Annotated in this window: 19 protein-coding genes; 12 read left to right on the top strand and 7 right to left on the bottom strand. The window is 51.2% G+C overall.

Annotation, left to right across the window (positions count from 1 at the left end):
- Window positions 1-29 precede the first annotated feature (29 nt).
- The gene (locus tag AWQ24_RS10790; protein ID WP_030006644.1) at window positions 30-527 is read left to right on the top strand and encodes a Spy/CpxP family protein refolding chaperone; all 498 of its coding nucleotides are present in this window, start codon (window positions 30-32) and stop codon (window positions 525-527) included.
- 6 nt (window positions 528-533) lie between these two features.
- Here AWQ24_RS10790 and AWQ24_RS10785 read toward each other — a convergent pair whose 3' ends face one another.
- Window positions 534-3,473 carry a calcium-translocating P-type ATPase, PMCA-type gene (locus AWQ24_RS10785; protein ID WP_065716809.1) on the bottom strand — a complete coding sequence of 980 codons (2,940 nt, stop codon included), beginning with the start codon at window positions 3,471-3,473 and terminating at the stop codon, window positions 534-536.
- Between the two features lie 311 nt (window positions 3,474-3,784).
- On the opposite strand from AWQ24_RS10785, the gene AWQ24_RS10780 reads away from it, so the two are divergent.
- On the top strand, window positions 3,785-4,900 hold the full coding sequence (locus AWQ24_RS10780) for an RNA-guided endonuclease TnpB family protein (protein WP_162010638.1): 1,116 nt from the start codon (window positions 3,785-3,787) through the stop codon (window positions 4,898-4,900).
- Window positions 4,901-5,120: 220 nt separating this feature from the next.
- Here AWQ24_RS10780 and AWQ24_RS10775 read toward each other — a convergent pair whose 3' ends face one another.
- The gene (locus AWQ24_RS10775) at window positions 5,121-6,104 is read right to left on the bottom strand and encodes an ATP-binding cassette domain-containing protein (protein WP_065716808.1); all 984 of its coding nucleotides are present in this window, start codon (window positions 6,102-6,104) and stop codon (window positions 5,121-5,123) included.
- 37 nt (window positions 6,105-6,141) lie between these two features.
- Window positions 6,142-7,269: a septal ring lytic transglycosylase RlpA family protein gene (locus tag AWQ24_RS10770; RefSeq protein ID WP_232318805.1), complete on the bottom strand. Its 1,128-nt coding sequence runs from the start codon at window positions 7,267-7,269 to the stop codon at window positions 6,142-6,144.
- A gap of 398 nt (window positions 7,270-7,667) precedes the next feature.
- On the opposite strand from AWQ24_RS10770, the gene AWQ24_RS10765 reads away from it, so the two are divergent.
- The gene (locus tag AWQ24_RS10765) at window positions 7,668-9,917 is read left to right on the top strand and encodes an ATP-dependent helicase (protein ID WP_065716807.1); all 2,250 of its coding nucleotides are present in this window, start codon (window positions 7,668-7,670) and stop codon (window positions 9,915-9,917) included.
- On the opposite strand, the gene argC is transcribed toward AWQ24_RS10765, so the two are convergent.
- From argC to AWQ24_RS10750, 3 genes are all read right to left on the bottom strand, one after another.
- Entirely contained in the window at window positions 9,914-10,972 is a 1,059-nt protein-coding gene (argC, locus tag AWQ24_RS10760) for an N-acetyl-gamma-glutamyl-phosphate reductase (RefSeq protein ID WP_065716806.1), read from the bottom strand. The two genes, AWQ24_RS10765 and argC, sit on opposite strands and share 4 nt — an antisense overlap.
- A gap of 158 nt (window positions 10,973-11,130) precedes the next feature.
- On the bottom strand, window positions 11,131-11,385 hold the full coding sequence (locus tag AWQ24_RS10755) for a hypothetical protein (RefSeq protein WP_041443573.1): 255 nt from the start codon (window positions 11,383-11,385) through the stop codon (window positions 11,131-11,133).
- Between the two features lie 837 nt (window positions 11,386-12,222).
- Window positions 12,223-13,518, bottom strand: coding sequence for a PAS domain-containing sensor histidine kinase (locus AWQ24_RS10750; RefSeq protein WP_065716805.1), 1,296 nt, complete (start codon window positions 13,516-13,518; stop codon window positions 12,223-12,225).
- Between the two features lie 138 nt (window positions 13,519-13,656).
- Between AWQ24_RS10750 and AWQ24_RS10745 the strand changes: the two genes are divergently transcribed.
- Genes AWQ24_RS10745 through pyrC form a run of 3 tightly spaced genes read left to right on the top strand, consistent with a single transcriptional unit; the run spans window position 13,657 to window position 16,603 of the window.
- Window positions 13,657-14,607, top strand: a complete 951-nt coding sequence (locus AWQ24_RS10745) for a branched-chain amino acid ABC transporter permease (RefSeq protein ID WP_030006650.1) — start codon at window positions 13,657-13,659, stop codon at window positions 14,605-14,607.
- A 1-nt stretch (window position 14,608) separates the two neighbouring features.
- The gene (locus AWQ24_RS10740; protein WP_065716804.1) at window positions 14,609-15,505 is read left to right on the top strand and encodes a branched-chain amino acid ABC transporter permease; all 897 of its coding nucleotides are present in this window, start codon (window positions 14,609-14,611) and stop codon (window positions 15,503-15,505) included.
- A gap of 57 nt (window positions 15,506-15,562) precedes the next feature.
- A complete protein-coding gene (pyrC, locus tag AWQ24_RS10735) occupies window positions 15,563-16,603 on the top strand; it encodes a dihydroorotase (protein WP_065716803.1) in 1,041 nt (346 codons plus the stop codon).
- On the opposite strand, the gene AWQ24_RS10730 is transcribed toward pyrC, so the two are convergent.
- Window positions 16,600-17,628, bottom strand: coding sequence for a hypothetical protein (locus AWQ24_RS10730; protein WP_065716802.1), 1,029 nt, complete (start codon window positions 17,626-17,628; stop codon window positions 16,600-16,602). The two genes, pyrC and AWQ24_RS10730, sit on opposite strands and share 4 nt — an antisense overlap.
- Window positions 17,629-17,940: 312 nt before the next feature.
- Here AWQ24_RS10730 and AWQ24_RS10720 point away from each other — a divergent pair, with 312 nt between their 5' ends.
- The 6 genes from AWQ24_RS10720 (at window position 17,941) to AWQ24_RS10695 (ending at window position 22,725) form a co-directional block, all read left to right on the top strand.
- Complete coding sequence (locus AWQ24_RS10720) at window positions 17,941-18,540, top strand: chromophore lyase CpcT/CpeT (RefSeq protein WP_030006655.1); 600 nt, start codon at window positions 17,941-17,943, stop codon at window positions 18,538-18,540.
- Between the two features lie 44 nt (window positions 18,541-18,584).
- On the top strand, window positions 18,585-18,800 hold the full coding sequence (locus AWQ24_RS10715; RefSeq protein WP_012307699.1) for an NAD(P)H-quinone oxidoreductase subunit O: 216 nt from the start codon (window positions 18,585-18,587) through the stop codon (window positions 18,798-18,800).
- A 15-nt stretch (window positions 18,801-18,815) separates the two neighbouring features.
- The gene (mdh, locus tag AWQ24_RS10710) at window positions 18,816-19,787 is read left to right on the top strand and encodes a malate dehydrogenase (protein ID WP_030006656.1); all 972 of its coding nucleotides are present in this window, start codon (window positions 18,816-18,818) and stop codon (window positions 19,785-19,787) included.
- Window positions 19,788-19,797: 10 nt separating this feature from the next.
- Window positions 19,798-20,481, top strand: coding sequence for a 4'-phosphopantetheinyl transferase superfamily protein (locus AWQ24_RS10705; RefSeq protein ID WP_065716801.1), 684 nt, complete (start codon window positions 19,798-19,800; stop codon window positions 20,479-20,481).
- A 65-nt stretch (window positions 20,482-20,546) separates the two neighbouring features.
- Complete coding sequence (locus AWQ24_RS10700) at window positions 20,547-21,647, top strand: branched-chain amino acid ABC transporter permease (protein WP_012307696.1); 1,101 nt, start codon at window positions 20,547-20,549, stop codon at window positions 21,645-21,647.
- 118 nt (window positions 21,648-21,765) lie between these two features.
- Complete coding sequence (locus AWQ24_RS10695; protein WP_065716800.1) at window positions 21,766-22,725, top strand: DUF362 domain-containing protein; 960 nt, start codon at window positions 21,766-21,768, stop codon at window positions 22,723-22,725.
- The last annotated feature ends 3 nt before the right edge of the window (window positions 22,726-22,728 follow it).

The following is a 22,728-nucleotide window of genomic DNA, read 5'->3' as shown; positions in this document are numbered from 1 at the left end:
GTGATTAGTTTTGGAGATGAATTTTAATCATGTTTAAAAAACAAGTATTAATGGCTTCTGCGGTGGCCCTCTCGTTGACAGGGGAAATGGCGATCGCCGACTCAACCACGAAAGCCACCCACTTCACCGTTGCCCCAGCGCCAGTCCTCATGAGCCAAGGGGATGAGCGGGAGGCAGATCTCGTTGATCGGCTTGACCTCAGTACTGCCCAGAGACAACAAATCCAAGGAATCCGCGCCAATTACCGTAGCCAAATGGGGGCCAAACGGGCGGCAATTCAACAGGCAAAAAATACCATGCGGACATTAATGCGCAATAGCACGACTTCCCGCAATCAATTAGAGGCCCAACACCGTACCATTACAAACCTACGCCAAGATTTAGCAGACCTCCATTTCCGGCAGATGTTAGACATTCGTGAAGTGCTCACCCCCGCCCAACGGGCAGAATTAGCGCAGCACATGGCCCAAAAACGCCAGGGCGATCGCTTCCAACGGTGGCGGAGCTGGTTTGGCTGGCGGCAGTAGTCAAAATTATTGAGACGAGCCTTGCACTTTGCGCCAAATTTCCCCGAACCACAACACAAAAGAGGTTCCTCCGATAATCCATAGCCAATCGCGGCAGGCCAGGGGGACGGTACGAAAGGCACTGCTCCCCCACTGCACCATGGCCACTTGACCGATAAAAATGGTGGCAATAATCGCGCTAAAAGCTGGATTTTTCGAGAGCCCTGTAAACGCAGAAATCGAGAGGCCAAAACAGCGGGCATTAAATAAATTCCACAGTTGCAGAAAGACGAAAATCGCGAAAAAGACGGAAAGCTCGTAGGTATTGATGGTGCCATCGCGCATTTCATATTCCAAAATGCCTACCATCAGCACCAGAAATCCACACCCTAAGAAGGCAATTTGTTTGGCCATGGCCCCGGTGATGATAAATGCCTCGGCTTGGCGGGGCGATCGCCCTAGGACTTCTGGATTGGGCGGTTCTGTGGCTAAGGCCAGGGCAGCAAAGGTATCCATAATCAAATTGACCCACAACATTTGGGTCACCGTTAGGGGAAGCTCAATGCCAATGAATGGCCCCAAAAGGGCCGTCCCCAGGGCAACCACGTTGATAGTGAGCTGAAAGAGGAGAAATTTTTGAATATTTTCATAGAGCGATCGCCCCCAGAGCACAGCATTCACAATGCTGCTAAAGGAATCATCTAAAAGAATAATGTCACTGGCTTCCTTGGCGATCGCCGTACCACTCCCCATGGCGAGACCCACTTGCGCCTGTTTGAGGGCCGCCGCATCATTCGTCCCATCCCCCGTCACACCAACCACTTCTCCCGATTGTTGGAGCAACTTCACCAAGCGTAATTTATCTAGGGGACAAGCGCGGGAGAGGATCTTTAAGGACTTCACGGCTTCCCGTGCGGTGTCATCATCCATCGCGGCAAACTCCGGCCCAGTCAGGTGCAAGGCTTTAAAGTTAACCTCTTCGGTTTGGTGCCAGAGGCCAATTTGTCGGCCAATTTCCCTCGCCGTTTGGGGACTATCACCGGTAACAATTTTGACCTGAATGCCGGCACGGAGACAGGCTTTAACGGCGGCGGGGACATCGTCCCGCAGGGGGTCAATAATCGCAAAAAAACCAAGCCATACCAGGTGCCGTTCGATTTCAGTGATTTTAAAATGCTTGAGATCCCCCAGGGAACGATAGGCAAAACCAAGGGTCCGCATCCCCCGGCTTTGGTAGTCTTGGAGCGTTTTGATAATGGCAGCCCGTTCGGTGAGGGGCATAACCCCACCAGCACTTAATTGATAATCACAGCGTTTGAGTACGACTTCTGGAGCGCCTTTAACGTAGAGAACTTCCTCCTGCAAAATGGGCGATTTGCCGAGGCTGGTCATGTACTTTTTTTCGGCAGAAAATGCCCCCTGGGAACTGAGGTCGAAATTGTAACGGTAGTCGAGGTAGTCAAGGTTTTGTTGATCGAGCCAGAGCAAAAGGGCTCCCTCTGTGGCGTTCCCAATGACCGTGGGCAGCGCTTGGGTGGCATATTCTAGATCGGCGGTACTGTTAGCGGCGATCGCCTCGGCGAGCACCTGACGAACATGGGTGGCTTGCGCCGGTTCAGCCTCCACCAGCCCAGGGATACAGGTTTCATGGACATGCATTTGATTACAGGTCAATGTCCCGGTTTTATCGGAGCAGATCACGGTGGTTGCGCCGATGGTCTCACAGGCATGCATCCGCCGCACCAGATTATTTTCGGCGGTCATGCGGCGCATACTGTAGGCCAAAGACAAGGTGACACTCATGGCCAGTCCTTCTGGCACAGCCACCACGATAATCGTCACGGCCACCATGAAGTAATTGAGGAGGGCCAGCCCCACATCTAGGGGAAGCCATTCTCTCACTGTGGGGGACAGCCAGTGGGTAGCAACACCATAGCCGAGACTCCCCCCTAACCAGAAGCTGCCCCCAAGCAACATCAAGGGAGTATTTTTTAGGGCCGCCGGGGCTGGAACAGCGAAAACTTCGGGTAACTTCCCCAAGCGTTCGAGTAGTTCTTGGCCATCTTCGAGCACCGGCAGCCACACGGGTGCTGACATCATGGCGATCGCCCCCAGTAAACAGGCCATCACGTAACCCTGGGAGCCTGTTAGCCTCAGTTCTTGGGTGAGGAGACCCCGGATTAACAGAGCATTAAACGTTAGGAGAGCTACGGTTAAACCCACCACCCCAATTGCTTTACTCAGGGTTTCGAGTTGTTGATTGAGGGGCGTATTGGGATCATCTTCAACGGTGGCCACCGCTTGGGCTAACTTACCAATTTCGGTGCGATCGCCAACGGCAATGACCTCACAAAAACCATGGCCTTGGGTGACGATGGTACTGCGGTAGACACAATTAAACGGGTAAGCGGACTGCTCGGCTTCTACCTGGAAAGGATCCGCTTGGGCTGATTTGTTAACGGGTTCTGATTCCCCCGTGAGTTTTGCTTGATCAATGTGAAGGGAAACGCTTTCAAGAATTTTGGCATCGGCGGGAACTTCATGGCCCTGTTCGATGTAGATAATGTCGCCCACCACCAAATCCTGGCGCGGCAGACTGTGATATTGAGCCTCGCGAATCACCTTGACCATGACTTGATCGTAAACATGGTTGAGGAGGGCAAATTCTTGGTTCGCTTTAAATTCATTAAAAAAAGCAACGACGGTAGCCAACAAGATCGCGACAATAATCCCCAGACCTTCGGCATATTCGCCCCGCAACACCCCTACCGCAAGGGCGATCGCCGCCGCAATCATCAGAATGCGAATCACCGGGTCAGTAAATTTCTCTAAAAAAAGTTGCCACCAGGGACGCCGTTGGGGCGGGGTTAAAACATTGGCGCCATATTCGGCACGATTCGCCTGAACTTGTGCGGCCGTCAACCCTGCATAGGGCAGATGGCGATCGCCTGGAGATGCAATAGTCATAGGTAGTAATGCTGGGAAAAGGCTGACCCTTACGGTAGTGGTCGCTACTTCTACTCCTATGGTAGGTTTCACCCTTTGGCCGATGGGGGGGAACGTTAGAAAAATTTAGCTGAGTCGCGGGGAAGCCCGCGCTGTATGCGTAGCGTCAGCATCGGGATGAAGAGCGAGCGACTGACCAACGGGAGGAAGCAAACTTCCAATAAGTAGTCTTAGGGACTGGCGCAACGTCCCTAAGTATTTGCTACAATAGGAGCATGCTCAACCTAACTTACGAGTACAGAGCTTATCCAACTGCCGACCAAGCCCTTCAAATGGCTCAATGGTTGAACACCTGCCGCCGTGTGTATAATTACGCGCTGGCGGAACGTCGTGATTGGATTCAGGCCCGTAAGTGCCCCGTTAATGCTTGTAGTATCCAGCGGGAATTTATTTATCCCATGGATGCGGAAAAACCGACTTATTACAGTCAAAAGCGAAATTTGACCGCTGCGCGAAAAGAGAATCCTTTTCTGCAAAACGTCCATTCTCAAGTGCTTCAAGATGTCATGGGTCGGCTAGAAAGGGCATTTAACGCCCTGTGGAATAGTGGGTTTGGATTCCCAAGGTTTAAGAAGCGTTTTCGCAGCTTTAACTTCCCACAGTTGGGCAAAAACCCAATTGGTGACAATCAAATTAAGTTGCCTGTATTTGGTTGGGTTAAGACCGTGATGCACCGCCCAATCCCTGATGGGTTTGAGGTGAAGCAAGCACGGGTAGTTAAACGCGCTTCTGGCTGGTATATCCAGTTGGTAATCCAAAGCGATGTAAAGATTCCAGATCCCCCGATTGGTGGTTATGCCATCGGGATTGATGTGGGGTTAAATCATTTTGTTGCGACATCAGACAACGAGTTAATTGGGAGACCCCGATTCTTTGTGGAGGCACAACACAGGCTGAAAGTGCTGAACCGTGCCGTTGCCAGAAAGCAAAAAGGGTCAAAGAACCAGCAAAAAGCTCGTCAACGAGTCGCAAGATTTTACGAACGAATTGCTAACCGGCGTAAAGACTTCCATCACAAGCTCGCCCATCATCTCTGTGATCAAGCAGGCATGATATTTGCGGAGGAGTTGAACCTTAAAGGACTGGCTAAAGGAATGCTGGGTAAGCATTGCCTTGACGCTGGTTGGGGACAATTCCTCGATACGCTCAAATGGGTTTGCTTTAAGCGTGGTGTGTATTTCCAGAAAGTTGCCGCCCATGGCACTAGCCAGGAATGCCCAGCCTGCGGAGTGGCGGTGAAAAAAGATTTGTCTATGCGTCGGCATGAATGCCCGGAATGCGGCTACACCACTAATCGAGATGTAGCCAGCGGGCAAGTGATTCGCAATCGTGGACTAGCTAGCACTGAGCATGTTGCTGAGCATGTTGCTGAGCATGTCGAAGTGTAGCGGTTGGACAGACCGTTCAATCCTGTGGAGCTACGCCCAGTAGGGAGGCTTTGAAGCAGGAATCTCTTAAGGCGACTTAAGAAGCCCACGCTGTCTCGTAGAGCAGCGTCGGGAGTGTGTCACTCTCTGGGTTACTGCCCTAAGCCCTTGGTTTCCTGGAAATCAGAAAGGCGATCGCCTTTCTGAAAATATCAGCAAAAAATAATGCTGTACTTTGCCCCTAGGCGACGATGCCTTCACTAAATACCCGGCCAATTACTTCTTCAACGGGGGGATCATTGACGCTGAGATCCGCCACAGGCAAATTTTCTAAGATTTTGGCGATGCTCTGGGTCAAATTTTCTCGCTTCACCAAAAAACGTACCGCTTGACCATCTATGTGTTCCACTTCCCCAAAAAAGCTCAGGGCCTCGCGGGAATAGGTTTCTGTTAATTCGACCCGCACTTCTCGATAGGGCGCAAAGCGATCCAGTAACTTTTCTAAATTGCCATCGTAGATCAGTTTTCCCTGGTAGATGAGCAACACCCGCTCGCAGAGGGCGGTAATATCAGCCATGTAGTGGCTGGTTAAAAGAATTGTCGCCCCATAACGCTGGTTATATTCCCGCAGAAAATCCCGTACAGCCACCTGGGCATTTACATCTAAACCGAGGGTCGGCTCATCCAAAAAGAGCACCTGGGGATGGTGTAATAGGGCGGCCAGTAGTTCCGCCTTCATCCGTTCTCCTAGGGAGAGTTTGCGCATGGGTTGGGTCAGTTTCCCTTCTAGGGAGAGCATCGCGCTAAGTTCGGCCAAGCGTTCTTCAAAAACAGGTTCAGGAATGTCGTAGACGGCGGCATTAATGCGGAGGGAATCGAGGGCAGGCAAATCCCAAAGGAGCTGTTGTTTTTGCCCCATGACTAGGCTGATTTGCTTGAGAAACGCCCGTTGCCGCTGGAAAGGAATCGCTCCTGCCACACGTACTACCCCCGTGGAGGGATAAATTAGCCCCGTGAGCATTTTGAGGGTCGTGGTTTTGCCGGCCCCATTTGGCCCCAAAAAGCCCACAATTTCGCCGGGTTCAATGTTAAAGGTGATCTTCTCAACGGCTTTAATTTGTCGGTATTGCCGCTGGAAAAAGTGTTTGAGGGTTCCCTTAAAACCGGGTTGCTTGAGGGCGACGGGATAGATTTTACTGAGGGAATCGACTTCAATAATTGGCATGGTCAGGGAACGGGCCTAGGCAGCACTCAAGATAGACCTAGATCATATCAGGGGCGATCGCCTCTGGTTCGGGCGATTTTTGTTCCATGATCGTGGCCTTGTAGGGAATGACACCCGTTTCCACGCTATTGAGACAGCGGGCGGCACCGAGGGATAAATCCAGGCTCCGGGGCGGAATATAGGGGCCACGGTCATTGAGGCGGATGATTACACTCCGGTCATTGTTGAGGTTGGTGACCTTGAGGTAGGTATTCAGGGGCATCGAAGGGTGGGCCGCCGTCAAAGCGTATTGGTCGTAGGTTTCCCCATTGGCCGTCAGGCGACCGTGAAAGTAGGGGCCATACCAGGAGGCTAGTCCTTCGAGGGATTGACCTGTTTCTTCGAGCTGATACATTTGCTGCTGGGCGGTGACCATATCCAGCGCCGGGACACCGAGGGCGAGGCGAAGATTATTGGCCCATTGAATCGCCAGGATCTCATGGTTGAGAACGTCCTCATGGGTAATTGTTTCGTCCACAACTAAAAGAATGTCATCACCAAAGGCGATCGCTGGTTTGTCTTCATGTAACGTCGGGGTGATCGCCGTGGCTTGGAATTCCGCCATCGCCGTCAGTTGTTCAAGGCGTTGGGCCAACCGTTCGGCCTCCTGTTGGGAACGAATAGTGACAACGGGCTTATTTTGGAGCCACAGTTGATGGCTGTGAGGGTTAGTGGCGGGGCGGTCTGCGTCGTAGCTAATCAGCTGTGCCCCAGACTCAGCAGGCGCTTGGGGTGTTGCTTCCGGCGTAGGCACCACCGCGACGAGGGGGGCAGTGGCCAGCGGCACTTCTAACTGGAGTAAAGAATCGAGGCCCAGACTTTGGGTAAATCGCTGAAATAAATTAAAGGCCCACCACTTAGAGACCTGGGGCGTGAGTTGTTCCGGGTTTGTATCGGCCACGAGTTGCGCTTCCGGGGCCTTATCCAGGGTACTCGCTAAACGGCACAGGGGATTTTCGGCCAGGGTTTCCCGTTGGGCGTTGAGGCTCACTGTTTTGGCTGGGTCGGCACTGGTGGCGATCGCCTTAGTTTGAAAGGGAGCGAGGTTAACGGCTGCCGCGCCGAGGCCCATCACCAGGGAAGCGCCCAAAGTAGATAATAATCCTGTGAATTTCGGTAAATGCATACAGAATAAAAGAAAAGCTAAAAATCACAGACAGCACCCATTGTTTAGCAGAGATAATCTGAAACTGGGTTTTAGGTGCCGCGTCACATTGCAGGTTCATCAGATAAATTGCTCTATGTTTTATAGCCCATGAATTTCCAAAAAAAGTTGGCCTTCAGCGACAATCCGAGGCTGAATTGACAGGAAATCCTCCCCTCCGTCATCCCAAAAATTCTTCCAGGCGCTTACTGTGACCACCTTTAGGCACTGCTGGGCAAATCTCTGGTTAACACGACATTATGATTTCTTATTTAATGTTTTTACTAATGCAAAAAATCGCCACTGATAACGAAAGCTAATTTAAAATTCCGCTATTTTGTTCGTTCCGCTACAAAACTTCCAGGCAGTAAGTGAGACCCATGAACCACCTTAGTGTGCATCAACAGCAATTTTTAACGCAACTGGCCGCTGGCCTCCGCCCTGGCCAAGATGCGTTGGCCCAATGGCGGTCTGGAGAAATGGCGATCGCCGCCGTTCCCGGTTCCGGAAAATCCCATGCCCTAGCCGTTGCCGCTGTCCTCACCCTTGCCCGGCAATCTTTGCACCACGGCCAACAGTTAGTCATTGTGACCTTTACGCGAGCCGCAGCCGAGGGGATTAAGCAAAAAATTCTGACCCACCTCAAGGCCGCCCAGTTACCTGTGGTGGGTTTTTCGGTACAAACAATCCATGGTTTAGCCTTACAAATTGCCAGTCGGCACCCGGAGATTTCTGGCGTTGATCTCGATAGCCTTTCTCTCCAGGATATTCCCGCAAATCACCCCATCCTCCGCGCCGCCGTTGAGCAGTGGATTCAAGCCCATGGGGAACAATATGAACGTCTTTGTCAGGGAGCACGCTCTGATCAGGAAAAAACGGAGCAACTGCGCCGCCGTTTTGCCCTCAGCACAGAAATTTTGCCAGACCTTGCCCATACGGTGATCCATGAAAGCAAAAGTTCTAATCTCTCGCCCCAGGCCGTAGCCAAACTGGGAGAAACCCTGGACGATCCCTACCAATCCTTGGCGATCGCCGCTGGCATTTATCAGAATTATCAACAACTGCTCCAGGAGAACAATGTCCTTGACTACGACGATCTGGTGTTAGGGGCCATCCGGGTGCTGCAACAGCCGGAGTTACAGCAATATTGGCAGGGACAAATTTACGGGATTTTTGAAGATGAGGCCCAGGATTCTAGCCCCCTCCAAGAGCAATTGATCCGCCTCCTGGCCACAGCTCCCGAATCTGGAGAATGTAACCTCGTGCGGGTGGGCGATCCAAATCAGGCGATCAATTCCACCTTTACCCCCGCTGACCCGTTTTATTTCAATCGCTTTTGTCAGGCCGTAGACTGTGCCGAAATTCACTACGCGGGCCGCTCTAGCCTGCCAATTATCACTGCGGCGAATCAGATGCTCCACTGGGCCAGCCACACCCTTTCGCCGCCGGATCGGTTTGCGTTTCGCTGGCAAGAAATTTTTCCGGTGCCCAGCCATGACCCCCAACAAAATGCCAATCCTGATCCCATTGGCGCGGGGGTAGAACGCCATTACCCCCAGGATATTTACGCGACGGTGCAACAACTTGGCGATCGCCTCGAAACTTTATTAACCGAAAATCCAGACCACAGTGCGGCGATTCTCGTGCGCAAACAACGCCAGGCCAAATTTGTCACTGAGCAATTAAGGGCGCGATTTCAGCCAACAACAATTCGCCTTTATGATGCCCGCAGCGGTAATGATGCCAACCATCTGGTGCTAGAGCTTTATCAAATTCTGCGGTTTCTGGAGCGGCCCCACTCCCCTGACTGCCTGAAGGGTGCCCTCGATGTTTTAGGCGATCGCCAAAAAATTCCCACCCAAGATCTAGCTCGTTTAGCCACCTATCCCGAAAAATTTCTCTATCCAGGCCCCCTCGACCCGGCCCTCTCCTCTGGCCCCGCCCAGGCCGCCCAAACCCTCTGTGTTCAACTGCTCCAGGCCCGCTGGCAACTGCCCCACTACCAACTACTACCCTTTTTGGCGATGACCCTGGACTATAGCGATGTCGAACTCGCCACGGTGCAAAAACTCGCCGAACGCATCGCCCAGCAAACCCAGGGTCAAAAAAATCTGCGCCAGAGCCTCGAAGTTTTAGAAATGCTTCTCCGGGATGGTTTTGAAGGCATTGAACTCGACACCGACGCCCGCTACACTCGCCCGCAGCAAATTACGGTGATCACCATGCACAAGGCGAAGGGCCTAGATTGGGACTATGTCTTTATTCCTTTTTTGCACGACTCCGAAATCCCCGGCATGAGTTGGGTGCCTAGTGGGGCGCAATTCCTTGGTGATTACAACCTGGCGCAGGTGGCCCGGGCCCAAATCCGTCATTTTGTCCATGGCCAAGATCAGGGGCGATCGCCAACGACACCAGCGACGATTGCGACCCTTTGGCAAGAAGCCCAACAGCTTAAAACCGAAGAAGAATACCGACTTCTGTATGTGGCCATGACCCGCGCCAAACGACTCCTGTGGCTTTCTGCTGCTAAACAAGCTCCCTTTTCCTGGAGTACCTTTAAACCCCACCAAAGTTCATTGCAGTCCCAGAAACCCTGTCCAATTTTTGACGTTTTACAAGGAAAAATTTAAGGATAAAACGCTAACTGCGGTAAGCCTGCCGTTTCCTCCCAGCCCAGCATAATATTCATACACTGGACGGCTTGGCCCGACTGTCCCTTCAGAAGATTATCAATGGCGGACATCACAATGACGCGACCCGTGCGGTGGTCTACCTCAATCCCTAGATAACAGAGGTTTGTGCCACAGGCCCACTTCGTCTGGGGATAAACACCGTTTGGTAGAACCTCTACACAGGGAGCCGCCCGATAAAAGGCGCTGTAAATGGTCAGTAAATCATCGCGCACCAAACCCGGATCCCGGAGGGTTGCGTAGACCGTCGCCAGAATGCCCCTGGGCATCGGGATGAGGTGGGGGGTAAATTGCACGCGAATATCTTGGCTGGCGAGTTTGCTACAAATTTGTTCAATTTCTGGGGTATGGCGGTGGGAGGCTACTCCATAGGCTCCCAGGGAAGCATCGGCTTCGGCTAAGAGTAAATTAATTTTCCCTTGACGACCCCCGCCGGATGTACCGGATTTGGCATCAATAATTGCGGTTTCTGGCTGAATCAAGCCCTGTTTGAAAAGGGGTGCCAGGGCCAAGAGGCTAGCGGTGACATAACAACCAGGGCAACCCACCAGTTGGGCGCGGCGAATGTCATCCCGGTAGAGTTCTGGCAGACCATAAACGGCGATCACATTGGTCTCTTGGTCGGTGCGTTCTGTTTTATACCAAGCCTGATAGGTGTCGAGATCCTTGAAGCGATAGTCAGCCGAGAGATCGAGGACTTTACAGCCCCGTTCGATCAGTTGGGGGGCAAGGTCACAGGCCAAGCCATTGGGCAAACCGAGAAAAACCACCTGGCAACGGCTGGCAATCACATCGAGATCAATGGGCTCAACGATCATTTTGATGCGGTGGCCGACATGGGGATAAAGTTCTGCGTAGGGTTTTCCGGCACTGCTGTTGCCCCCTAGATAGGTCAGCTCCACTTGGGGATGATCACTCAGCAGACGGACGAGTTGCATACCACCGTAGCCCGACGCGCCGACAATCCCGACCGAAACCTTTTCCGAACTGCTCATAAATCCTGCTATTACCTGAACATTGCCTGGGGGCGATCGCCCTTGTTGGCTGCAATTGTACAGGGAAACGCTAAGGACAACCGATTTTATTTTGCGCCATCACCGTGGCCAAGAAAAACCGTTGTCATTCGGAGGGAAACTCGCCGATCAGTCTGGCCCTAAATCAAGCGACACAGTTGATCTTGGTGGAGCACAACTTCCCCTTGGGACGGGAGCCAAGCGACCCAGGATTGTTCTCCGTGGGGACATAACAAAAGCGCATATTCTTCTTCGGCGATCGCCTCAGGGGTTTGGGCTAACTTAACCCAATCGCTATTTGCTTGGGCCGGAGCAAAAGTCGTATCAAAGGGGTGTTCCGTTGTGTTGGGGCAGTAGCGAATACTAGATAAATCAAGGGAAGGGGTGCGTTGCATCAGGATTTTCTCCGAGACGAGTATTTGAGATACAGAGCATAGATGATTAGCCAGCCTAATCACTGCAATGTTTGTATTTAATGATACAGAAAATATTCCAAAAATCAGGGTCTGCCATAGAAGTTTACGGATTGTTGCCCAGGACAACCGCGCCAAAATCTATTGATTTACCCCCATGATTAGGTACAAATGAACGACATTTGTCCTAGGAACGAGGGTGATCATTGTGGGCATAAATGAGTTTCATTAGCTCCTCAAAAGACCTTATCTTGGAAATTCCCCCTTGAATGGAGGGGGGGGTTAGATGTTAGGATGAAATTGGATAGGGATAATTAAATTTTTTGAAACTTTAGTTTTCTACACAGAGTAATAACCCCTTAAGCCCAAGCAGAATGCCATTTAGGCGCTGCCTTGGGGATTCCCCCTTAGGTGGGTCGATCTATTTTAGATCTTAATTGGTTCGGGAAAATACGGCCTAATTTTGGCTTTTATTTTCGTTGAATATGTGTGTAAAAAGCGAAGAATGGGAATATTAAAGCTGTAAAGAAAAGCGAATAATAGTCTCAGGTCGATCCCTTTGGGGAAAACCTGGGGAGTTAGCGTAATTTCCAGTTGTAATTTCGGATTATGGGGAACAAAAAAGCAATTTTACCTGTGGCATAAAGATTAACCACCGGGAAAGTTGGTGCTTCGGAATGCAACTTTTCGCTGCAGTTGATTGTCTCTGTCCAGCACAGAGAGACACCATCTAGTTCAGATATGTGGGGGAAGATCATATGCCAGTGCAAATTTATTTCTTGATCGTTGTTTATCTATTCACGATCCTGTGGGAGAAAATTAAATATCAAGATCCTCATTAGGCAGTTGCAGCGGTAGGGTGAAGGTTAGCCAAGCGCCTCGATATTTGGGGTGATTGCGGGCGGTAATTGAGCCGCCGTGGGCAGTAATAATTTGCTGCACGATCGCTAAGCCTAGCCCACTCCCCTGGCGCAAATCGGTATTATCTCCTGGTCTTGTTCTTGCTTGGTCGCCCCGGTACAAGCGCTCAAACACAAATGGTAAGTCTTCTGGATCAAAGCCAACGCCTTGATCGATCACTTCTACGGTAACGAAGTCTGAATCGACTTCAGGGGGAGATACAGTAACAAAAATGGCCTCCCCAACGGGATTGTATTTAATGCCATTGTCAAAAAGATTGAGAAAAACCTGGGTGAGGCGATCGCCATCGGCGGTCATTTTTAATGCATCTGGCCCCTGATATTGTCGCGTGACTTGTTTTTGTTGGGCGAGGGGGGTGAGGGTTTCCCAAGCATCGTTAATCAACTGCACCAGATCAAAGGTTTGGTAGCTCAAAACTTGATGGGGGTGGGACTCTAGTCGACTCAGTTCTAGCCAGTCCTGGACAAGGTAAAACAAACGATTAATTTCCTTAAGAATTTGACCAGCCCATTTCAATTCCAAGCCCGTTAGACGCTGTTCTAGGGTTTCTGCGAGGAGCCGCATCGCCGTGAGGGGCGTCCGCAATTCATGGGTTAGATCAGACAGTAATTTTTCTTGGGAACGTTTCAGGATGTGAATCGGCTCTTGGTTTTCTAAAAAAACCGCCACATCGCCACGACTTAAAGGGATAGTGCTTCCCCGCAGGTGTATCGGTTGGTTAGGGCCTTCAGCACGGGTTTGGGCGTCATGGCTCGGAAAAAATTCCCATTCCTGGCTTTGGGCGGTGCGAGCGCTGCGGGTGGTTTCGATGAGCTGGTCTAACTCATAGGAGCGGACTAATTCCAGCAAGAGACGAATTTGCCCTGGCTGCCAACGATTCAAGCACAGGAGCTGTCGGGCCTTTGGGTTGCACAAAATGAGTTGATTATCCATGTCAACCCGCAGATATCCAAAGGGGGCATTTTCGATCACCCGATACCATTGGTCTAACTCTGCCTGGAGTTCTTGTTTTTCTTCGTAGAGGCTTTTTAGTTCCCGGCGGAGAGAAGAAAGGGGCGCAAAGAGAAGCTCGTCACTGGGATGTTCACCGTAGGAGTAAAGCATTTGTCGGACTTGTTGCTTTTGGCGCTGTTGCCAGGTGAAACAAATAATGCCTGCTGTGCCACAGCCAATGATTATCGGAATCCAAATCATGCTTTGATACGGGTGCTTTTGGCGATCGCCGTTATTTGCTAGGGGTTACTCAGGATGATGGCGTTGAGAATGGGGCAGGACTTTCCCATTGGTGGTATTACTATTTAGAAACCACCGTGCCGTTCTTCGCCTGACAACATGGATCTTACCCTGTTCCTCCAGCAACTTCTCAATGGTCTTTCCATTGGTAGTGTCTACGCGATTTTTGCCCTGGGCTATACCCTCGTTTTTTCGATTCTTGGCATTATTAACTTTGCCCACGGAGCGATTTTTACCCTAGGCGCTTACTTCACTTATCTCTTTGCCGGGGGACAATTTGGCTTCAATGGCTTCTTGGCCCAGGTGAAATTACCCTTTGCCCTGCCCTTTGGTTTGGCGTTATTAATTGGCTGCGGCTTCGCGGGCTGCGTTTCGATGTTAGTAGAATGGCTCGCGTTTCGTCCTTTACGCCTCCGGGGCGCCGATCCTCTCCTGAGTTTGGTCTCCAGTCTGGGGGCTGCCGTGGTGATTGTGAATGGGATTCAGCTGTTGGTGGGCGCAGAGATTTATACGTTTCCAGCGGATATTTACGGTGGTTTGCCGGAGTCGATTAACTTTGGCTCTCCAGAGCGACCGATTCTGATCCGGACAGTACAGCTCATTATCTTGATGGTTTCCGCACTGGTTGTGACCCTGTTGACCTATGGCATGACCCGAACGAAATTTGGGAAAGCGATCCAAGCGGTGGCAGAGGATAGCACAACCGCCAGTCTCTTGGGGATTAATACGGAACAAGTGGTGCGGGTGACGTTTTTTGTGAGTGGTGCCTTGGCGGGCCTGGCGGGAACATTGGTGGGTTCTAGCGTGAGCATTGCGGGGCCTTATTTCGGCATTAGCTATGGTTTGAAGGGATTAGGCGTAATTGTTCTAGGGGGTTTGGGGAATATTCCGGGAGCGGTGCTGGGCGGTTTAATTATCGGCATGGCAGAAGCGTTCATTCCAGCGGATTTTTCAGGGTATCGGGAGGCGATCGCCTTTGCGTTACTGTTTGGGATGTTGCTGCTCCGGCCCCAGGGGTTATTGGGCCAAAAAACGATTCAAAAGGTGTGAGATGGCGACATTTTTGAGTACCTATGGCTATTTGATCGTCTCGACTCTCCTGGGGGCACTGTTGGGGATATCGGTTTACCTACCGTTGATGGCGGGACAGCTTTCTCTAGCGACACCGGGTTTCTATGCCCTGGGGGGTTACATTGCGGCGATCCTCTCGACCCAGGCGATCGCCTTTACGGGGCCAACCTTTCCACTGCCTTGGCTCCTGGGGGAAATGGCCTTGGCGGGGTTAGCCTCTGGGATTGTTGCTCTGATCATTGGCGTGCCTGTGTTGCGGTTGCGGGGGATTTATTTGGCGATCGCCACCATCGCTTTAGTGGAAATTGTCCGGGTATTGTCGCTAAATTTGCCCATTACCGGGGGCGCTGTGGGAATTTTTGGTATTCCCCAACCCTTTCGCAGTCCCCTCGGTTATCTGTGGTTGGTGGGGCCGTTGCTAATCATCGTGGGCGTTTTGGTATGGCGTCTAGAAAATACCAAGGTGGGCCGCGCCTTTAACGCCATCCGTGAGGATGAACTTGCCGCCAGTGCCATGGGCGTTAACCCAACTCAATATAAGGTGTTGGCGTTTGTATTGGGGGCAATTTTAGCGGGGATTGTCGGGGCGATCGCCGCCCATTTTCTCAACACCTGGAATGCGCGCCAGGGTACTTTTGATGCCAGCATCACCTACCTAGCCTTTGTGTTGGTCGGGGGCAGTCGTACTTTTTTAGGGCCGATTCTGGGGGGCATTGTCCTCACGGCTCTCCCGGAAGTGCTGCGGGGTCTAGGGGATGCGCGGCTGATCTTTTTCGGTTTGCTTTTGCTGCTGGGGACGATTTTTTATCCCCAGGGTTTGATTACCCCCGAGCTGCTACGTCGTTGTTTACCCACTGCCTTGAAGCCTAAAATCTAATTTTTTAGCGTTAAATCGCCTCTTTTTCCCCTTTTTTGACCAATTTATCTAGAAATAATGGAAACAATCACCCTCACTCGCCCCGATGACTGGCATTTGCACCTCCGCGACGGGGAAGCGCTCAAGGCTGTTTTGCCCGATACGGTGCGCCAATTTGCCCGGGCCATTGTGATGCCCAACCTCAAGCCCCCCGTGCGTACCGTTGCCGAAGCCGCTGCCTATCGCGATCACATTTTGGCCGCCATTCCCCCAGGGCAAGCCTTTGAACCCCTGATGACCCTCTACCTCACGGACAATACCAGTCCTGCTGAAATTCAGGCGGCGAAAGAATCCGGGTTTGTGAAAGCGGTGAAATATTATCCCGCTGGTGCCACAACCAACTCTGACCTTGGCGTCACAGATATCCGCAAATGTGATGCGGTGTTTGAGGCGATGCAAACGGTTGATCTACCCCTGCTACTCCATGGAGAGGTGACCGATCATCGGGTGGATGTGTTTGACCGGGAAAAAGTTTTTATCGAAACTTATCTCCGTCCCCTGAAGGAACGCGTTCCGCAGCTACGCATTGTTTTAGAGCACATCACCACCAAAGATGCGGTGGAATTTGTCCTGGCGAGCGATGAAAAAGTGGCGGCGACGATTACCCCCCAACATTTGCTGTTCAATCGCAACAGTATTTTCCAGGGCGGCATTCGGCCCCATTTCTACTGTTTACCGATCTTGAAACGAGAGACCCACCGGGAAGCACTTCTGGAAGCGGCAACCTCTGGCAATCCAAAGTTTTTCCTCGGCACCGATAGTGCGCCCCATGGCCGCGATCGCAAAGAAAGTGACTGTGGTTGTGCGGGGTGTTATTCGGCGCTCCATGCCCTAGAGCTATATGCCACGGTGTTTGAAGCAGCAGACGCCCTGGATAAACTTGAAGGCTTTGCCAGTTTCTATGGGCCAGATTTTTACCAACTGCCCCGCAACACCGAAAAAATTACTTTGACGAAAACCCCTTGGCAGATTCCCGACGCGCTGCCTTTTCCGGAATCAAGTCTTGTGCCCCTTTGGGCTGGCCAGGAATTAAGCTGGAAATTCGCCCCAGTCGCCTAGGAATTTTCGTACCAACTGGCGCGCCAGGCAGCCTCGGCTTCGGCGATCGCCAAATCCTGTTTTGCCTTTTGGTAATACTTTTGCAAATTACGGAGCTTATCAACCTGTTCCCGGAGACGGCGGCGCTGGGCCGACACTTCCGGTTCCGTAAACTCGACTTCTGAAACTTTGAGGTGTACGGCCGTTAGGTGGGTACGGTGCTTCCTCTTCTTCTTTTTTTTACCCAGTTCAGCTTCAATGACGACGTTTACTAAATGGCTCGGCATCTGACCGCCATGCTGTTGATTATCGGCTTGGATCGCCATATCAAGGACGGTGGTTGGGATATTTTCCGGGAGAATCTTGGCGTCCTGGAGCTGGTGATTAACCGTTTGGGAGACTTGGTTAAGGGTGCGACGAATACGTTTTTCAGTGGTTTTGCACCATTCGAGCCAATAATCTGGGCTATTTTCATCGGTGGAGACCTCTACCGCAGGCCCCTGCATCATTTCTGCCAAACTATCGGCGATGCGCTCTGCCAACTGGGACAATTCCCGCCGCTTTTCTTTGTCTTCGAGTTGGGCTGGCAGTTGATCGTCTTTATCTATTTTTTCTTCTGGCTGCTCATCGGTGGCGATCGCCTGATCGAGGCTTTCAAAAACTTCAAACAATTCTTGATCAAGATCCTCGCTATTTTCCATATCGCCAGCATCAACAAAAAATTCGGCCATTACTTCCGATTCCGCTTCACTCGGCTGATCCTCTGGCTCCGTTAGGAGGGTGTGTAGGCGTGTCTGGAGATCGATTCCCAATTGACGCAGTTCCTGTTGTAGAGCTTGCCGCTGACTATGGGAAAGTTGCAAAAATTTTTGAGGATAAATCTGGGTGCAGAGTTGATAACTGGCAAGAACCAATTGACGTTTGAGGCTATCTCCGAGGCAATTGAGGTAATCGCCATAGGCGCTGGTCAGGGCTTCACGCACCCCCACTACCCGCTCACTAATGGTGGCTAAATCTCGACGAACCTGTTCAATTGCTTTGACCATTCACTTCCTAAATCTTATTGGTGTACGGGGGCTTATTTGGACGGGTAACGATGTAACGAGTGCAAAAATTAAACCTCAAGATGTTTTATTGTCTGAGATGGTCGACGAAAAGGAAAGGGAGGATGCCGCACTCCCCAAGGGGCGATCGCCCCACCTAAGCCGTCAATTTCTGCTGGGGAAAGTCAAGACGACGAATGTTGCCTAGCTGTCCCCCTTTTTCCTAAGCTTAGACAATCAGCCCCTAAAGCTGACCCCAATCTTTTTAGAAAATCCTTTACCAAACCATTTATCAAATTATCAAAGCAATTTCCTATGTCCCACTCTACCGATGCCCATACCCTTGCCCGCTGGATGGCAGGGGAATTTTCTAACGAAGCCCAGGCCCTCGCCAATCCGCCCCTCTGGGCTCACATCAAAGTTTGTATGCGCCCCCTGCCCAATCAATTTTTCGATGGCTATGGCCTCTACCTCGAACAGGCCTACAGCTCTGATACCTCTGCTCCTTACCGTTTGCGCTTGTTTCATATCAAGCCCGTCGATGACCACATGGAACTGGTGCATTACAAACCCAAAGATGACGCCAAAACCAAATATATGGGCGCTGCCCGCAACCCTGCCATGATGCAGCACTTTGACATGGCTGATCTAGACCCGATGCCCGGTTGCGACATGATCGTCACCTGGAGTGGGACGAGCTTCAAAGGTACTGTTCAAGCCGGAAAAGGCTGCCGGGTTGTGCGTTATAACAAAGAGAGCTACCTCGATAACAGCTTTGAAATCACCGATAACGCGTTGATTAGCATTGATCGCGGTCGTGATCCGGTCACCGATAAAATCCTCTGGGGCTCCCTGGCGGGAGCGTTTGAGTTTGAAAAGATCAACAATTTCTCTGGGGAAGTTCAACCCCATTAACCTCTAAAATAAAATTCATCACAATTAGGAGAAAAGCAAAAATTATGGCGGCTAAACTAAAGAAAGGAAGCCTTGTGCGGGTGATTAAAGAACAATTCACCAATAGCCTCGAAGCGAAAGCGAGTGATTCCCGTTTACCCGCCTACTTTTTCGGAAGCCAAGGCGAAATCCTCGATCTCGACGATGAATACGCCTTTGTGCGTTTCTATACCCCAACCCCCAGTGTTTGGCTCCGTCTCGATCAACTCGAAGCTGTCTAAATTTGGAATAGTCCCATGTGTGCGATCGCCGTCCCTTCCATTTCCTGTAAAGCGCCCCAAGTGACGGTGATCGGTGCCGGAAAAGTCGGTAGTACCCTAGCCCAACGGGTCATCGAAAAAAACCTCGCGGATGTGGTCTTGCTCGATATTGTTGAAGGTCTTCCCCAAGGCATTGCCCTTGATTTATACGAAGCCCAGGGTTTAGAAGGGCACCACAAAACCATTCTCGGCACCAATGATTATGCTGACACAACGGGTTCCGACATTGTGGTGATTACTGCTGGGCTGGCCCGCAAGCCCGGCATGAGCCGAGAAGATCTGCTCCATTACAATGCCAAGATCGTTGTCCATGCCGCAAGGGAAGCCATGGAGCGCAGCCCCCAAGCCATTTTTATCGTGGTGACAAACCCGATGGATGTGATGACCTACCTCACCTGGAAAGTGACGGGTTTGCCAGTGAACCATGTGTTGGGGATGGGGGGCGTTCTAGATTCAGCCCGTTTACGCACCTTTATTGCGATGGAACTAGGGGTCAGTACTGGGGATGTCTCAACCCTCGTCCTTGGGGGCCATGGGGATTTGATGGTGCCGCTGCCCCATTACTGTACGGTCAGTGGTATCCCAATTACTGAGTTGATGGATGCCACTAAAATTCAAGGGTTAATTGAACGCACCCAGAACGGTGGCGCAGAGATTGTGTCCCTCCTTAAAACGGGCAGTGCTTTCTATGCCCCGGCTTCGTCTGTTTGTCACATGATTGAGTCCCTCATTCAGGATCAATCTCGTCTGTTACCTGCCTCGGTTTATCTTCAAGGTCAGTATGGTTTGACGGATTTGTTCTTGGGGGTGCCTTGTCGGTTGGGGTGCCGGGGCGTAGAAGCAATTGTTGAGATCCCTTTGACCGATGCTGAACTGGCACAATTGCATCGCTCTGCGGCTTCGGTACGGGATAGCCTTGATAAAGCCCTCTCTAAACTGAGTTTTTGATAGACCGTCCATGGCAGTGTCGGTGGAATATTGGTTAATTTCCCTGGAAAAACTGGGACAGTCGAAGGCACTGTGGTGGCTCTTGAGCGATGACGAACAACAGCGGGCCAAGGAGTTTAAATTCCTAGACTTGCAACGACGTTTTATTCTGGCACGGGCTGGTTTACGGCAAATCCTTGGGTTTTATCTCCAGCGAGATCCCAGGGCGATCGCCTTTGATTATGGTGACCACGGGAAACCGCTATTGCCGGACATTGCGTTTAATTTGTCCCACACAAAAAAATTAGCCTTTTGTGCCATTAGCTTAGATGTTCCCCAAGGCCACTTAGGGGTGGATTTAGAAGCAAAAAGACGAAAAAGTGACATTCTAGGGCTTGCAAAACGATTTTTTACAGCAGCAGAATTTGATTTCCTGCGACAGCTCCCAGAAACAGCGCAACAATCGGCCTTTTTACAACTCTGGACAGCAAAAGAAGCCTACCTAAAGGGCACCGGTTTAGGCTTACAGGGGGGATTAGACGCCGTTGAAGTGCACCTAAGACCCACACCCCAACTCATTACCCCCGCCTCGCAACCTTGGTCGTTATTTTTAGGGGAGCCGGATCAAAATCATTGGGGGGCGATCGCCATTGATCAACCTAGTGCCCAGTTTACAAACCGGGGGGAATGGATGCTATATGATGGGGCAGTTTGAGGCTTTCCTTCGTCTTTTTAAAACAAGCTTTTTAATCTCCATCCTTATAAAAATCACAAATCACTATGGTCGGCTATCTCGTCTATCTCACCATCTCAGCGGCAACCTACGGCATTTTTTGTCTGGGCCTCAATTTACAATGGGGCTTTACGGGCCTGATTAACTTTGGTCATGTGGCCTTTATGACCGTCGGTGCCTATGCCACAGTTTTACTCTCAAGCCAAGGCGTGCCCTTACTGCTTTCTCTCGCCATTGGGGCTGGGGTCGCGGCTTTACTGGGGCTGCTCATTGGCCTCTCAACCCTGCGGCTGCGGGAAGATTATTTGGCAATTGTGACCATTGGGGTGTCTGAATTGGTGCGTTTGGTGGCCCTCAACGAAGAATGGTTAACCAGGGGAGCCTTTGGGGTGCAGGGTTATCCGTTGCCCCTGGGAAGTTTTCGACCGAATCAGGTGGGTAAGATTTCTTTGATTTTTTGGTTGACGATCATTGCAATTTTTGCAGCATGGCAACTGTGGCGGGGGTTGCGCTGGCGCTGGAAAAAACTCAAAAAACAGGAAAAATCTGGTTTAGGGGTGATTGTCTGGGGCATCCTTGGGGGCGGCATCATCACCAGTTTGTTTATCAATGGCTGCATTGCCCTCCAAAATTACAACTACAAAGCAGGGCTGATGTTGCTGTCGGTGGTTGCCTTGACTTTGGTGTATGCCGGTCTGGAATATCTGGTGCAATCCCCCTGGGGTCGGGTGCTGAAGGCGATTCGCGAAGATGAGGAAATTCCCCGTGCCCTCGGTAAAAATGTTTTTTGGTATAAGTTGCAGGCCTTTATGCTCGGTGGGGCGATCGCCGGTGGAGCAGGTTCTTTTTATGCGTGGCAGTTGACCAATGTTTATCCGGCTAATTTTGATCCGTTAGTCACCTTCAACGCTTGGACGATTGTGGTGTTGGGCGGCGCTGGTACGAATCCCGGTACTTTAATTGGTGCGCTCATTTTCTTTGCCTACGACTCCCTGACGCGGTTTGTGTTGCCCCAGTTAAATTTGGTGGACGATGCCCGCCTCGGCGCATTACGGATAATGGTGATTGGTCTAATTTTGATGGTGTTGATGGTGTGGCGGCCCCAGGGAATTTTGGGGAATAAAGATGAGTTGACCCTTGGTAAATAATTGGCAAAATTTCCGGCATTACTGTCATTACTGCTGAGATAAACATAACGTCCTGGCATTTCCTACGTTAATCTATGGGAAATGCTTTTTTGTCGCCTATTATCTCCGTTCATTTGCCATGTCTACCGTTAGCTTACTTGCGGCCCAAGCCTACGAACTGCCCGAACTGCGCCAATCCCTTGAAACTTTGCTGGAGCCTTTGGGGGGGATGGCGGCTTTTGTGAAACCAGGCGATCGCGTTTTGTTAAAACCGAATATGCTCACCGGCGCACGGCCGACCAAAGAATGCATTACCCGTAAGGAAGTAGTTTACTGCGTCGCCCAGATGGTTTTAGAAGCAGGCGGCAAACCCTTTATTGGTGACAGTCCGGCGTTTGGGTCGGCCCAGGGGGTCGCGAAAAATAACGGCTATTTACCCTTGCTCGAAGAGTTGGGGATTCCCCTGGTGGAATTCCACGGCAAACGGTACCGCACGGCAGGGGACAACTACCAAAATTTGCGTCTTTCTAAAGAGGCAATGGAGGCGGATGTGGTGATTAATCTGCCTAAGGTAAAATCCCACGTGCAACTCACCTTGACCCTGGGTGTGAAAAATTTGTTTGGCTGTGTACCCGGAAAAATGAAAGCTTGGTGGCACATGGAAGCAGGCAAAGATCCTGAACAGTTTGCGACGATGCTCATCGAAACGGCCCAGGCGATCGCCCCGGATTTGACGATTCTTGATGGGATTATTGGCCATGAGGGAAATGGCCCCAGTGGTGGTGAACCGAAGCAATTGGGCGTATTGGGGGCTTCTACGGACGTTTTTGCCCTAGACCGGGCGATGGTGGATATTTTAGGCGTTGAACCGGAATTGGTGCCGACGGTGGCGAAATCCATGGAACTAGGACTCTGTAGTGATCTTGCTAAAATTCACTTTCCCCTAGCGACGCCGCAACAGTTGGCGATCGCCGATTGGAAACTCCCCGAAGCCCTGATGCCCATCGACTTTGCCCTGCCCCGCATTCTCAAGTCCACTTTTCGACACCTCTACATTCGCTTTATCAAAGAACCCATGGCTTCCTATAGCGGCAAGTAGGTT

It is taken from the genome of Picosynechococcus sp. PCC 8807, from assembly GCF_001693295.1.
In the GTDB taxonomy this organism is placed as follows: domain Bacteria; phylum Cyanobacteriota; class Cyanobacteriia; order Cyanobacteriales; family MRBY01; genus MRBY01.
This window is presented reverse-complemented; position numbering and strand designations above follow the sequence as displayed.

Bases quoted from the DNA above. Each gene is read 5' to 3' on its own strand.
- AWQ24_RS10790 (WP_030006644.1), top strand. From the start codon at position 30: ATGTTTAAAAAACAAGTATTAATGGCTTCTGCGGTGGCCCTCTCGTTG.
- AWQ24_RS10785 (WP_065716809.1), bottom strand. From the start codon at position 3,473: ATGACTATTGCATCTCCAGGCGATCGCCATCTGCCCTATGCAGGGTTG.
- AWQ24_RS10780 (WP_162010638.1), top strand. From the start codon at position 3,785: ATGGCTCAATGGTTGAACACCTGCCGCCGTGTGTATAATTACGCGCTG.
- AWQ24_RS10775 (WP_065716808.1), bottom strand. From the start codon at position 6,104: ATGCCAATTATTGAAGTCGATTCCCTCAGTAAAATCTATCCCGTCGCC.
- AWQ24_RS10770 (WP_232318805.1), bottom strand. From the start codon at position 7,269: ATGCATTTACCGAAATTCACAGGATTATTATCTACTTTGGGCGCTTCC.
- AWQ24_RS10765 (WP_065716807.1), top strand. From the start codon at position 7,668: ATGAACCACCTTAGTGTGCATCAACAGCAATTTTTAACGCAACTGGCC.
- argC (WP_065716806.1), bottom strand. From the start codon at position 10,972: ATGAGCAGTTCGGAAAAGGTTTCGGTCGGGATTGTCGGCGCGTCGGGC.
- AWQ24_RS10755 (WP_041443573.1), bottom strand. From the start codon at position 11,385: ATGCAACGCACCCCTTCCCTTGATTTATCTAGTATTCGCTACTGCCCC.
- AWQ24_RS10750 (WP_065716805.1), bottom strand. From the start codon at position 13,518: ATGATTTGGATTCCGATAATCATTGGCTGTGGCACAGCAGGCATTATT.
- AWQ24_RS10745 (WP_030006650.1), top strand. From the start codon at position 13,657: ATGGATCTTACCCTGTTCCTCCAGCAACTTCTCAATGGTCTTTCCATT.
- AWQ24_RS10740 (WP_065716804.1), top strand. From the start codon at position 14,609: ATGGCGACATTTTTGAGTACCTATGGCTATTTGATCGTCTCGACTCTC.
- pyrC (WP_065716803.1), top strand. From the start codon at position 15,563: ATGGAAACAATCACCCTCACTCGCCCCGATGACTGGCATTTGCACCTC.
- AWQ24_RS10730 (WP_065716802.1), bottom strand. From the start codon at position 17,628: ATGGTCAAAGCAATTGAACAGGTTCGTCGAGATTTAGCCACCATTAGT.
- AWQ24_RS10720 (WP_030006655.1), top strand. From the start codon at position 17,941: ATGTCCCACTCTACCGATGCCCATACCCTTGCCCGCTGGATGGCAGGG.
- AWQ24_RS10715 (WP_012307699.1), top strand. From the start codon at position 18,585: ATGGCGGCTAAACTAAAGAAAGGAAGCCTTGTGCGGGTGATTAAAGAA.
- mdh (WP_030006656.1), top strand. From the start codon at position 18,816: ATGTGTGCGATCGCCGTCCCTTCCATTTCCTGTAAAGCGCCCCAAGTG.
- AWQ24_RS10705 (WP_065716801.1), top strand. From the start codon at position 19,798: ATGGCAGTGTCGGTGGAATATTGGTTAATTTCCCTGGAAAAACTGGGA.
- AWQ24_RS10700 (WP_012307696.1), top strand. From the start codon at position 20,547: ATGGTCGGCTATCTCGTCTATCTCACCATCTCAGCGGCAACCTACGGC.
- AWQ24_RS10695 (WP_065716800.1), top strand. From the start codon at position 21,766: ATGTCTACCGTTAGCTTACTTGCGGCCCAAGCCTACGAACTGCCCGAA.